This window comes from Burkholderia sp. FL-7-2-10-S1-D7 (assembly GCF_001524185.1).
GTDB classification, from domain to species: Bacteria; Pseudomonadota; Gammaproteobacteria; order Burkholderiales; family Burkholderiaceae; genus Burkholderia; species Burkholderia diffusa.
The window spans coordinates 102,909-114,726 of the sequence record NZ_LOWY01000074.1 but is presented as its reverse complement, the minus strand read 5'-3'; the positions used below and the strand labels follow the sequence as shown (position 1 = coordinate 114,726).

General features: G+C 69.7%; 11 protein-coding genes. 2 read left to right on the top strand and 9 right to left on the bottom strand.

Annotation, left to right across the window (positions count from 1 at the left end):
• Positions 1-154: 154 nt before the first annotated feature.
• The 3 genes from WS75_RS22820 to WS75_RS22810 form a co-directional block, all read right to left on the bottom strand.
• Entirely contained in the window at positions 155-898 is a 744-nt protein-coding gene (locus tag WS75_RS22820) for an IclR family transcriptional regulator (protein WP_059683384.1), read from the bottom strand.
• 53 nt (positions 899-951) lie between these two features.
• Positions 952-2,118 carry an acyl-CoA dehydrogenase family protein gene (locus tag WS75_RS22815; protein WP_059683382.1) on the bottom strand — a complete coding sequence of 389 codons (1,167 nt, stop codon included), beginning with the start codon at positions 2,116-2,118 and terminating at the stop codon, positions 952-954.
• 246 nt (positions 2,119-2,364) lie between these two features.
• Positions 2,365-3,531, bottom strand: coding sequence for a CaiB/BaiF CoA transferase family protein (locus tag WS75_RS22810; RefSeq protein WP_059683380.1), 1,167 nt, complete (start codon positions 3,529-3,531; stop codon positions 2,365-2,367).
• Between the two features lie 270 nt (positions 3,532-3,801).
• Between WS75_RS22810 and WS75_RS32695 the strand changes: the two genes are divergently transcribed.
• Positions 3,802-4,047 (top strand): hypothetical protein, encoded by a 246-nt coding sequence (locus WS75_RS32695; RefSeq protein WP_082729704.1) that lies wholly within the window; start codon positions 3,802-3,804, stop codon positions 4,045-4,047.
• A gap of 160 nt (positions 4,048-4,207) precedes the next feature.
• On the top strand, positions 4,208-4,636 hold the full coding sequence (locus WS75_RS22805; RefSeq protein ID WP_059683379.1) for an NUDIX hydrolase: 429 nt from the start codon (positions 4,208-4,210) through the stop codon (positions 4,634-4,636).
• 15 nt (positions 4,637-4,651) lie between these two features.
• Here WS75_RS22805 and WS75_RS22800 read toward each other — a convergent pair whose 3' ends face one another.
• From WS75_RS22800 to cobN, 6 genes are all read right to left on the bottom strand, one after another.
• Entirely contained in the window at positions 4,652-4,978 is a 327-nt protein-coding gene (locus WS75_RS22800) for a low molecular weight protein tyrosine phosphatase family protein (protein WP_059683377.1), read from the bottom strand.
• Between the two features lie 36 nt (positions 4,979-5,014).
• On the bottom strand, positions 5,015-5,587 hold the full coding sequence (locus WS75_RS22795) for a DUF1993 domain-containing protein (RefSeq protein WP_059683375.1): 573 nt from the start codon (positions 5,585-5,587) through the stop codon (positions 5,015-5,017).
• 120 nt (positions 5,588-5,707) lie between these two features.
• The gene (locus tag WS75_RS22790) at positions 5,708-6,160 is read right to left on the bottom strand and encodes a YaiI/YqxD family protein (RefSeq protein ID WP_059683373.1); all 453 of its coding nucleotides are present in this window, start codon (positions 6,158-6,160) and stop codon (positions 5,708-5,710) included.
• 75 nt (positions 6,161-6,235) lie between these two features.
• Positions 6,236-6,844, bottom strand: coding sequence for a vWA domain-containing protein (locus WS75_RS22785; protein ID WP_059683370.1), 609 nt, complete (start codon positions 6,842-6,844; stop codon positions 6,236-6,238).
• Positions 6,845-6,912: 68 nt separating this feature from the next.
• On the bottom strand, positions 6,913-8,001 hold the full coding sequence (locus WS75_RS22780) for an ATP-binding protein (RefSeq protein ID WP_059683368.1): 1,089 nt from the start codon (positions 7,999-8,001) through the stop codon (positions 6,913-6,915).
• Positions 7,998-11,813 carry a cobaltochelatase subunit CobN gene (gene cobN, locus WS75_RS22775; protein WP_059683366.1) on the bottom strand — a complete coding sequence of 1,272 codons (3,816 nt, stop codon included), beginning with the start codon at positions 11,811-11,813 and terminating at the stop codon, positions 7,998-8,000. The genes WS75_RS22780 and cobN overlap by 4 nt, the downstream gene beginning before the upstream one ends.
• Positions 11,814-11,818: the final 5 nt, after the last annotated feature.

Genomic DNA, 11,818 nt, shown 5'->3' with positions numbered 1-11,818 from the left:
CAGGGCGATAACCCGAGCGCGGGCGGCGTGTGGGTGAAGTCATGAGGCGGCGGCGCACCACCGGCGCGTGACGCGCCACGGCCGCTCCCGGATGCCGCCCGGCATCGCGGCGAACGGCCGCCGAAACTGCCTGCGCCCTGCTTCGCGGCGCTTGCTAGCCCCGCCCCTGCTCGGCCAGCAGCCGCGCCTTTGCGTCGACCAGCAGCGCCGCATGCATGTCGCGATGCTGGCGGATCCGCTCGGTCGGCCCGACGACCGACAGCCCGTACCAGTCGCCGTCGAGCGTCAGCGCGACCGCGATCGCCGACAGCTCGGGCGCGCTCTCGGCGAGGTTCTCGGCCCAGCCGAGTTCGCGAAACCGTGCGGTCTGCGCGACGAGCGCCGGCAGGTCGGCCACCGTCGCATCGGTGAAGCGTTCGAACGACAGCTGCGCGCCGAGCGCCTGCTGCGCGTCGCTCGCGAGCTCCGCGAAGATCGCCTTGCCGATCGAGTTCGCATGCAGCGGACGCAGCTCGCCCGGCTGGCGCGTGTAGCGGATCGCCTGCTCGGACTCGACGACGTCGAGATACGTGACCGACGCGCCCTGGATCTTGCCGAGCACGGCCGTCTCGCGGCTCGCGTCGCGCAGCGCGACGAGATGCGGATGCACGATGTCGACGACGGGATCGGGCGCGTCGATCGCGGCGGCGATCGTCTGCAGGCGCCGCGTCGGATAGTAGCCGCCGCGCTTGCGCACCTCGTACAGATAGCCGCGGCTCACGAGCGTGCGCGCCATCGCCAGGCAGCTCGACGCCGGCACGTTGAGCAGGCGCGCGAGTTCGGTGAGCGGCAGCGGCCGCCGTTCGGCGGCGAACAGCTCGAACAGGTCGAGCGTGCGGGCAACGAGTTTGACGTCCATGACGAGCGCTTGATTCGGAACGGGAAATCGCGCGCCGGGCGGGCCGCCGCGCGTCAGTACGACTTCGGCAGCCCGAGCACCTTCTCCGCGATGTAGCACAGGATCAGTTGCGGACTCACCGGCGCGAGCCTCGGAATCATACACTCGCGCAGGTAGCGCTCGACGTGGTACGCCTTCGCATAGCCCATCCCGCCGTGCGTCGCGATCGCCGTCTGGCACGCCTGGAACGCGGCTTCCGCGCCGAGGTACTTCGCGGCGTTCGCCTCCGCGCCGCACGACTGCCCCGCGTCGTAGCGCGTCGCGGCTTTCATCACCATCAGCCACGCGGCCTCGAGCTGCATCCATGCCTGCGCGAGCGGATGCTGGATCGACTGGTTCTGCCCGATCGGCCGGCCGAATACGACGCGTTCGCACGCATACTGCGTTGCGCGCCGCAGCGCGGCCTGACCGAGGCCGATCGCCTCGGCGGCGATCAGGATCCGCTCGGGGTTCAGCCCGTGCAGCAGGTAGCGGAAACCGTCGCCCTCGTTGCCGATCAGGTCGTCGCGCGGCACGCGCAGGTCGTCGATGAACAGCATGTTCGAATCGACGGCCTTGCGGCCCATTTTCTCGATCTCGCGCACCTCGACGCGCGAACGGTCGAGGTCGGTGTAGAAGAGGCTCAAGCCGTCGGTTGGCTTCGCGACCTGGTCGAGTGGGGTCGTGCGCGCGATGATCAGCATCTTGTTCGCGACCTGCGCGGTCGAGATCCAGATCTTGCGGCCGCTCAGCACGTAGTGGTCGCCGTCGCGACGCGCCTGCGTGGTCAGATGCGTCGTGTCGAGTCCGGCATCGGGCTCGGTCACCGCGAAGCAGGCCTTGTCGCGTCCGGCGATCAGCGGCGGCAGGAAGCGCGCCTTCTGCGCGTCGTTGCCAAACACCTGCACGGGGTTCAGCCCGAAGATGTTCATGTGGACGGCCGATGCGCCCGACAGGCCGGCACCCGACGCGCTGATCGTGCGCATCATCAGCGCAGCCTCGGTCATCCCGAGCCCGGCGCCGCCGTGGGCCGGGTCCATCGCGATGCCGAGCCAGCCGGCCTCGGCGAGCGCCGCGTGAAAGTCGGACGGAAACCCGCCCGCGCGATCGCGTTCGAGCCAGTAGTCGTCGCCGAAGCGCTCGCAGATTTTCTCGATCGCGCTTTCGATCGCGCGCTGGTCGTCGGTCAGGTCGAACTGCATGGATTGCCCTCCAGGAGAACGTGAACAGCGCGCCGCGCGCGAGACGACGCCGGGTTTCGGAGCGGCCTTCTTGATGGAGGCCGGCGCGGTCCGACGGATACGGACGCTCACAACGGAAACACGCCCGTCGCGACTGCGGCGAAGACCATCGGCACGGTGGCGGCGAACAGGAACGGAAGCGACGCGGTGTGATGTGCGAAGGGCGCGCGGGCGTGCGGTGCCGCACGCCGCCGGCCACGCTGCGGGTCAGTCGCGACGCGGGCCGTTGTCGTCGCGTGCGTCGCCGGCAAACACCTGCGCCGCGTGTTCGTTCAGCGCGGGCGGCGGCCGCCGGTACGTGGCCGGCGTGCGGCCGAGCTTGATCGGTGACGCGATGCCGCGATGCCGGCCCAGTTCGACCTTCATCCGGCGATGCGCGACGTGCGGATGGTCGAGCGCCGCGTCGAGCCCGAGCACGGGCGCGCACGGCACGCCGCGGCGCATCAGCTGCTCGGCGAGTGCCGCGCCGTCGTATTCGGCCAGCGCCGTTTCGAGCAGCGCGCGCAATGCGGCGCGATTCGCGCTGCGCGCGCGGTTGTCGGCGAAGCGCGGATCGTCGGGCCACTCGCGCGTGCCGAGCACGTCGCACAGCGCGGCGAACTGCCCGTTGTTGCCGACCGCGAGAAAGATGTCGACGCTCGCGGTCGGAAAGCTGTCGTAAGGCGTGATGTTCGGATGCGCGTTGCCGGTGCGCACCGGGGCCCGCCCCGAATGGAAGAAGTTCGGCGTATGCGGATGCAGGATCGACAGCGCGCAGTCGAACAGCGTCGATTCGACGAATTGGCCGCGCCCGCTCGCATCGCGTTCGCGCAGCGCCATCAGCACGCCGAGCGCCGCGTTCAGCCCGGTGACGAGATCGACGATCGGCACGCCGACGCGCAGCGGCGCGCCGCCCGCCTCGCCGTTCACGCTCATCAGCCCGGCCAGCGCCTGCACGGCCGCGTCGTAGCCGGGCAGCCCGCCGAGCGGGCCGTCCGCGCCGAAGCCCGACACGCGGCAATGGACGAGACGCGGAAAGCGGGCGTGCAGCGTATCGAAGCCGAGGCCCCAGCGCTCCATCGTGCCGATCTTGAAGTTTTCAACCAGCGCGTCGGCGTGCTCGAGCAGGCCGAGCAGCCGCTCGCGATCCTCCGGCTTCGTCAGGTCGAGCGCGATGCCGAGCTTGTTACGATTCACGCCGAGGAAATACGACGCGGTGTCGCCGTCGAACGGCGGCCCCCAGGTGCGCGTCTCGTCGCCCGACGGCGGTTCGACCTTGATGACCTCCGCGCCGTGGTCGGCGAGAATCTGCGTCGCGTACGGGCCGCCCAGCACCCGCGACAGATCGATGATGCGCAACCCCGCCAACGCGCCCTGCTGCTCCAGCTCCGCCATGCGTCTCGCTCCTGCTCCCGGTTGATCGGACCGTCCGTTCTGCCGTGCCGACAGCGGCGGCACGGGTTTCCGGACGCGAACGATAATTCTTGTGTGTGAATTTATATTCACACTCGGGAATTTTATTGTCAAGCCGGATATGCCCGGCAGCCGTGCGAAGCACGCGGCCGCCCGCACGTGGAGACGACACCGAACGCAGGCCGGTTGCGGCGCCGGGCCGCGGTTCGCTAAGCTGGCGCAAGGTGCTCACTGGATAAAGGCGGACCTTTCATGAAACACATGCTGCTCGCGGCCATCATGCTGGCGTCGACGCTGGGCGTCGCCCGCGCGCAAACTCAGACCTTCCATTTTGGCGAGGGACAATCACAGCCGCGAGCCGCTGCGCCGACGGCACGGCCCGCGCCCACGCGCCCGCACGTGACGCCGCCACCGCATCAGCACCGGCGTGCGATCCACAAGCGGCGTCATGGGCGGTCCGGGAAACCGGCACGTTCGGGGCTCTACACGCACGCGTAATGCGATGCGCGTTGCGCGCGACAGCGCACGGAACTGTCACGAACGCCCGGTAAGATCGGCGTGGCGGCTTGCATGCCGCCGTGCCCGACGATCGGGCGACAGGCCGGCAACGCCGGTCGACCTACATTTCCACCACGATTCAGCACCAGTTTTGCCGAACATGAATATCGGGCCGGATACCGTCGCCAGCATCAAGGAACGTGCCACGATCGTGTGCCGCCAGCGCAGCAGCGTGCTGCTGGTCGCCCGCACCGCGGCGCGCTGGTCGCTGCCGGGCGGCACGATCCGGCGCGGCGAGACGCCGCTGGAGGCCGCGCAGCGGGAACTCGCGGAGGAAACGCGACTGGAGGGGCTCGCGCTCGACTATGCGGTGCAGTTCGGCGGCCTCACGAAGCTCCATCACGTGTTCGTGGCCGACGTGCCGAAACACCTGACGCCGCGCGCGAGCAACGAGATCGCGCGCTGCAAGTGGTTCGACGTCGAACAGCTCGAGACGCTGCGCGCCAGCGTGCCGACCCGCAAGATCATCGAACTGCTGCACCTCGACCGCTTTCCCGCGCTCGCGGACGGGCGGCTCCGCTCGCGCTGAACCGGCCCGCGCGGCTCAGGTGCGCAGCAACGGACCGGCCTTGCGCTCGAGCAGCGCGACCAGTTCCGGCTGCATGTACGCGTAGCGGTCGGGAATGTCGAGGCAGACGATCTTCTTGTGCTTCAGCCTGATGCCGAATCGCGCGGACAGCTTCGCCTTGTGTGCACGCTCCATCACGAACACGATCTCGGCCCATTCGAGTTGCTCGGCGGATAAGCGCGTCTGCGCGTCGGGCGCGAGGCCCGCGGAGTCGGTTTCGACGCCCGGCCACGCGGCGAACACCGCCTCGGCCGTGGGGCTGCGCAGCCGGTTGCGGCTACAGATGAACAGGGCCCGTGTCATGCCGGTGCACGGCGGCCGGATCGTCCGCTCAACCGTTCAACCCTGCGGAATCGTGCCGGGCCGCACGTAGGCCAGCATGTGCGGCACGTAGTCGGCCTTGCCGAGCTCGACGCCGTGATGGCGCAGGATCGCGTACGCGGCGATCGCGTGAAAGTAGAACTGCGGCAGCGCCCAATCGCGCGCGTACTGCTCGCCCGTCATGTCGAACGCGATGCCGTTCGGCAGTTCGAGCGCGATCGGCAGCGCGGCGCCGCCGTCGAGTGCGTCGGGCGCGAGTTCGCCGAGGAATGCGATCGTGCCGGCGACGATCCCTTGCGCGTCGCTCAGCGTGCCGGGCTGCGCGTCGGCATGCCAGCCGGCTTCCCGCAACGCCAGCAGCGCGTCCGGCAGCGCTTCGCCGCGCAGACGGTAGACCGGTTCCATTGCCTGGAAGCACGAAAACCTCACCTGGGCGGCGAGCGGATACATGTCGGGCGCGAGCTTGAGCGTCAGCAATGCATCGGGCGCGTTGCCCTCGGCCTGCCGGTGCGCGGCGGCCTTGTCGAGCCACGCGGATTGCGCGCGCAGCATCTGGGTGAAGGTCGGAACGAGAAGTTGGGTCGGTGACATCCGTGCTCTCCGATGAAGCGTTCGCGCCTCGACTTCAATATCGCGGCGAATCCGTATTCTGCCGTAGCCGACGTTTCGACGCGAAACCGGTGACGTATCGCACGATCGACGCCCGGTATGTCACGGTTTGCCGTGGCGAGCCACGAACCGATCGAATTGCGACGCGAACGCCTTGCCGTCGCGTGCGCTGAACGGGGCCGGGCCGCCTGTATCGATGCCCGAACTGCGCAGCTGTTCCATCATCGCGCGCGTCGACAGCCGTTCCTCGATGTTCTCGCGGCTGAACCAGTTGCCGCGCGGGTCGAGCGCATGCGCGCCCTTGTCGAGGACGGCAGCGGCCAGCGGGATGTCGGCGGTGATGACGAGATCGCCGGCTTGCGCGAGTTCGACGATCCGCGCATCGGCCACGTCGAAGCCGGCCGGCACCTGCAGCGCCTTGATGAACGGAGACGGCGGCGTGCGCAGGAACTGGTTCGCGACCAGCGTCACGCAGATCTCGGCACGACGCGCGGCGCGAAACAGCATGTCCTTGATGACGGCGGGACACGCGTCGGCATCGACGAGTACTTGCATGGCAGGCATTCCGGTGGGTAGAAAAGGCGATCATAGCGCAGCGCCGGCGATCGCCACGCACGGCTGACCACGCGATCAGCCGGCCGCCCCGGGGCACAGTGATGCGGCCGTCATCCATTGCGCGTCCCATGCATCGGCGAGCCGCCTGCCCTGCCCGATTCGCACGGCCGCGTCGTCGAAGTCGACGAACACGACGTGATCGGCGGCCACCGGTCTCGGCGGCGTTTCGCGCGTGCGTCCGTCGGACAGCACCCATAGCCAGCGCTGCCGGTCCGGCGTACGCCGTGCGACGCCCGCGAGCAATTGCGCGGCGGCCGCGATGCCGTCGGCAAGCGGCGTGCCGCCGCCGCCGTCCACCGGTTCGAGCCAGCGCGCGTTCCACCAGCGCGGCACGGCCGGGCCGAAGCGCCGCGCGGCGCCGTTGCCGCCGAAGCAGATCAGCGCGGTTTCCACGCGGTCGCGCGCGGCCTGATCGAAGTACGCGACGATCAGGCCTTTCGCGAGCGCGAGCCGATCGTGCGACAGCATCGACGCAGAACAGTCGAGCACGAAGCAATGGAGTGCGCGCGGTGTGCCGGCCCGCTTGCGGAAACGCAGATGGTCCGCGTGCAGCGGGGCGCCGCGCTTCGCGGCGAGCGTCGCTGGCCAAGCAACGGCCGTGCCGGCACGCACCGTGCCCGGCACGCGCGCGGCAGCGCCTGGTTGCCATCGAGGACCGCGAACGGCGTTCGCGGCGGCGTCAGCTCGATGGCTCAGCGTTTTTTTAACGGCAGCGGCACCACGCTCTTCACGTCACGCAGTCCGGCCGGCTCGGGCGGAAGGTAGCCCCAGTCGCCTTGCGCCGCAGTCGCGTCGTGTCGGGCCGCGCCCGGTGGAGCGTCGGGCTGCCGGCGCATGTCCGGGGGCGTACCGTCGTCGCGGTTGCCGCCGGCCTCGGCATTCGACCGCGTCGCGCCCGACGACGGCGGCGTACCCGCATGACGCCGATGCCGCAGCACCGCGTCGGCCACACGTTCGACGTGCGACACCGTCACCGCGTCGGCCTGCTCCAGCGCCGCGAGCGCGCGCGCGGCGCGCAGCATCACGAGGTCGGCGCGCAGGCCGTCGACGGACGCGTCGATGCACAGCGCGCTGACGCGCGCATGAACCGCATCGTCGAAATCCAGCGCCGACAACCGTGCCCGCGCCGCGTGGATCCGGTCGCCGAGTTCGCGCTGCGCGGCTGCGTGACGTGCACGAAACGCGTCCGGGTCGAGATCGAACGCGAGGCGTGCCTTCACGATCCGCTCGCGCTGCGCGGCATCGAAGCAGTTCTCGAGTTCGACCATCAGCCCGAAGCGGTCGAGCAGTTGCGGGCGCAGTTCGCCTTCTTCGGGATTCATCGTGCCGACCAGCACGAAGCGCGCGTCATGCGCATGCGACACGCCATCGCGCTCGACCACGTTCACGCCGCTCGCGGCGACGTCGAGCAGCGTATCGACGAGCCCGTCGGCGAGCAGGTTTACCTCGTCGACGTACAGCACGCCACGATGCGCGCGCGCGAGCAGGCCCGGCCGGAAGCGCACGCCGTTTTCAGCGAGCGCATGTGCGAGATCGAGCGTGCCCGTGACCTGTTCGTCGCTCGCCGACAGCGGCAGCGTGACGAATGCTCCTTCAGGCAACAGTTCGGCGAGCGCGCGTGCGGCGGTCGATTTCGCGGTGCCGCGCGGCCCGCTGACGAGCACGCCGCCGAGCGACGGGTCGATCGCCGCGAGCAGCAGCGCCTGCTGCAGCGGTTGCTGCGCGACCAGCGCCGCGAACGGGAATACCGCGCGGGCGCGATGCGTCGTCGGATCGGTCATCGCCGTCCTCCTTCCTGAAATTGTTCGCTGTCGAGCCAGACCGCTTCAATCCGCTCGCGATAGTCGCCCGGCTGCTGCCACAGCCCTCGCTGCATCGCTTCGACGAAGCGTTCGCAGATGCCGTGCAGCGCCTTCGGGTTGTGGCGTTCGAGGAACGCGCGCGTGTCGTCGTCGAACAGGTACGCGTCGGCGACGAGCGCGTACTGGTGGTCCGACAGCACGCGCGCGGTCGCGTCATAGCCGTACAGGTAGTCGACGGTCGCGGCCATTTCGGCCGCGCCCTTGTAGCCATGGCGTTTCACGCCGTCGAGCCATTTCGGATTGACGACGCGCGAACGGATCACGCGCGCGATTTCCTCGCGCAACGTGCGCATCTTCGGCGCGACCGGGTTCGCATGGTCGCCGTGGTAGATGCTCGGCTGGTGCCCCGACAGGTGCCGCACGGCTGCCGTCATCCCGCCCTGGAACTGGTAGTAGTCGTTCGAATCGAGGATGTCGTGCTCGCGGCTGTCCTGGTTCTGCACGACGACGTCGATCGTCGCGAGCCGTTCGCCGAACACGTCGGGCGCGGCGTCGCCGGCGCTGTTCTGCGCGTACGCATGGCCGCCCCACTGGCGGTACGCATCGGCGAGATCGGCGTCGGTCTGCCAGCGGCGCTGGTCGATCAGGTCCTGCAGGCCCGTGCCGTAGCTGCCCGGCCGCGCGCCGAACACGCGCCAGCCGGCACGACGCCGCGCTTCGTCCGGCGCCACGCCCTGCTCGATCCATTTCGCGCGTTCGCGTTCGACGCGCGCGCGGATCGGGTTCAGTGCCTCGGGCTCGTCGAGCGCGGCAACGGCCTGCACAGCCGCGTCGAACAGGTGCATCAGGTTCGGGAAGGCGTCGCGGAAGAAGCCCGACACGCGCAGCGTCACGTCGATGCGCGGCCGGTCGAAGATCTCGATCGGCAGGATCTCGAAGTCGGTCACGCGATGGCTGCCGTGCGCCCATTTCGGCCGCACGCCGAGGAGCGCGAACGCCTGCGCGATGTCGTCGCCGCCGGTGCGCATCGTGGCCGTCCCCCAGACCGACAACCCGATCGCGCGCGGATAGTCGCCGTGATCCTGCAGATGGCGTTCGATCAGCTGCTGCGCGGATTTCAGTCCGAGCGACCACGCGGCCTGCGTCGGCACCGCGCGCGTATCGACCGAATAGAAGTTGCGGCCCGTCGGCAGCACGTCGGGCCGGCCGCGCGACGGCGAGCCGCTCGGCCCCGGCGGCACGAAGCAGCCGTCGAGCCCGCGCAGCAGCTGGCGCAGTTCTTCGCCGCCGCATGCGTCGAGTGCGGGCAGCAGCGTCGAGCGCACGCGTTCGAGCATGGCGTGCGTGTGCGGCCAGTCGCCGGGCGGCGTTGGGTCGGCATCGGCGCCGGTCTCGCCGGAAACGGACCCGCACAGCCCGTCGAGCCAATGCTGCGCGAGCCGTTCGAGCCGCTCGCGCGTGTCGCCGGCATGGCGCCACGGCGACGCGTCGAGCGCTTGCAGAACGGCCGGCCGCGGGCCGGTCCACGGTGCGGCCCAGTCGGCCGCGAGCGGATCGAAATCGTCGCCGAGCGCGAGATCGCGCGCGAGCGCGCCGATCAGCCCCGCGCGTTCGCCCTTGCCGTCGCCGACCGGAAAACGCGCGAGCGCGAGCAGTGTGTCGCGTCGCTGACGGTCGGTGGGCGACACGCCGAATACGTGCAGCCCGTCGCGAATCTGTGCTTCCTTCAATTCGCACAGCCACGCGTCGACGCGCGTCAGCAGCGCATCCTCGTCGCCCGCATCGCGCGGCGGCGACACGCTCAGTTCGTCATGCAGCCCGTGTTCCGCGATCGTCGCGAGGATCGTTTTCCTCAGCAGCTTCGCGCGTCGCGCGTCGACCATCAGCGCTTCGTAGTATTCGTCGACCTGCCGTTCGAGATCCTGCAGCGGGCCGTAGTTTTCCGCGCGCGTGAGCGGCGGCATCAGGTGATCGACGATCACCGCCTGCGCGCGGCGCTTCGCCTGGCTGCCCTCGCCCGGATCGTTGACGATGAACGGATACAGATGCGGCAGCGGCCCGAGCGTCAGGTCGGGCCAGCACGCGTCGGACAGCGCGACGCTCTTGCCCGGAAGCCATTCGAGGTTGCCGTGCTTGCCGAGGTGGATGACCGCGTCGATGCCGAACGCATCGCGCAGCCAGAAATAGAACGCGAGATACGCGTGCGGCGGCACGAGATCCGCATCGTGGTAGCTCGCATAGTCGTTCTCGCCGCGCGAGCGCGACGGCTGGATGCCGACGAACACGTTGCCCGCGCGCCAGCCGGCAATCGTGAAGCGCCCCTGCCGCAGCGTCGGCTCCGCTTCGGGCGGGCCCCAGCGTGCGTTCAGCGCGTCGCGCACGGCGGCCGGCAGACGCGAAAAACGCGCGACGTAATCGGCCAGCGGGAAGCTCTGGAACGCGGGGCGCAACGCATGCACGGCCGCGTCGTTGGTGACGCCTTCGGTGAGTCGCGCGATCAGCGCGTCGCCATCGGCCGGCAGGTCGGCCACGGCATAGCCCGCATCGCGCAGCGCCGCCAGCACATGCAGTGCGGACGCCGGCGTGTCGAGCCCGACGCCGTTGCCGATCCGCCCTTCGCTTTGCGGATAGTTCGCGAGGATCAACGCGATGCGCTTGTCGGCATTGTCGAGCGTGCGCAGCCGGCACCAGCCGCGCGCGAGCGCCGCGACGAACGCGATGCGTTCGGCGTCCGGCTGGTAGCGCACGACGTCGACTTCGGTGTGCGGACAACGGTAGGCCAGCCCCTTGAAGCTCACCGCGCGCGTGACGATGCGCCCGTCGACCTCGGGCAACGCGATGTGCATCGCGATGTCGCGCGCATGCAGCCCCTGGTTGTCAGCCACCCACGCGTCGCGGTTGCCGCCGGACAGGATCACCTGCAGCACCGGCGCATCGCCGGCGAGCACGTCGGGCTCGGGGCTGTCGATCGCGCCGGCCGCGAAAGCGGTGGTGTTCAGCACGAGCGCGACACCGTGGGTGTCGCACAGCTGCGTGATGACCTCGCGGCTCACCGCATCCTTCAATGACGTGACCGCGATCGGTAATGGATTGAGCTCCTCGCGCACGAGCGCATCGGCCAGCGCGTCGAACACCGCGGTGTTCGCGGCCTGCCAGTGCGCGCGATAAAACAGGATCGCGACGACGGGGGCGCCGGGCGTCCAGTGCGCCCGCCAGTCGTCGACGCTCGCCGGGTCGCGCGCCGGGTGATACAGCGCGGCGGCCGGCAGAGGGCGCGGCAGCTCGGGCTCGTCGCCGAAACCGAGCGTATGGAACGCGATGCTGCGCAGCAACGCTTCGGCGTTGTGCATTCCGCCTTCGCGCAGATAGCGCCACCACCGCCGGCACAGGTCGGGCGCGACCGTGCTCTTCGCGACGAGGTTCGGGTCTTCCTGCAGGTCGCCCGAGAACATCGCCAGCTGCTGCTTCCGTTTCGACGCGAGCGACACGGCCTGCTCGATCCCGTACGGCCAATAAGCTTCGCCGCCCAGATGATCGATCACGACCGTCTTCGCGTGACGCAGCACGTCGTCGACATAGAAATCGATCGACGCCGGCTGCCGCAGGAACGTGACGTTCGCAAGCCGCACGCTCGGAAAGCCGGCAGGCAGTTTCGGCACGACGCTGGCCAGCAGCGACAGCGTCGTGTCGGCCGAGCTCAGGATCACGATGTCGGCCGGCTGCTGGTCGATCCGCACGACGCCCTGCGTATCGTCGACGAAGCCGCCCGGCGTGGTGCGCAGCAGATGCATCGCGC

Coding starts and splice junctions, on each gene's coding strand:
- WS75_RS22820 (WP_059683384.1), bottom strand. CDS start 898: ATGGACGTCAAACTCGTTGCCCGCACGCTCGACCTGTTCGAGCTGTTC.
- WS75_RS22815 (WP_059683382.1), bottom strand. CDS start 2,118: ATGCAGTTCGACCTGACCGACGACCAGCGCGCGATCGAAAGCGCGATC.
- WS75_RS22810 (WP_059683380.1), bottom strand. CDS start 3,531: ATGGCGGAGCTGGAGCAGCAGGGCGCGTTGGCGGGGTTGCGCATCATC.
- WS75_RS32695 (WP_082729704.1), top strand. CDS start 3,802: ATGAAACACATGCTGCTCGCGGCCATCATGCTGGCGTCGACGCTGGGC.
- WS75_RS22805 (WP_059683379.1), top strand. CDS start 4,208: ATGAATATCGGGCCGGATACCGTCGCCAGCATCAAGGAACGTGCCACG.
- WS75_RS22800 (WP_059683377.1), bottom strand. CDS start 4,978: ATGACACGGGCCCTGTTCATCTGTAGCCGCAACCGGCTGCGCAGCCCC.
- WS75_RS22795 (WP_059683375.1), bottom strand. CDS start 5,587: ATGTCACCGACCCAACTTCTCGTTCCGACCTTCACCCAGATGCTGCGC.
- WS75_RS22790 (WP_059683373.1), bottom strand. CDS start 6,160: ATGCAAGTACTCGTCGATGCCGACGCGTGTCCCGCCGTCATCAAGGAC.
- WS75_RS22780 (WP_059683368.1), bottom strand. CDS start 8,001: ATGACCGATCCGACGACGCATCGCGCCCGCGCGGTATTCCCGTTCGCG.
- cobN (WP_059683366.1), bottom strand. CDS start 11,813: ATGCATCTGCTGCGCACCACGCCGGGCGGCTTCGTCGACGATACGCAG.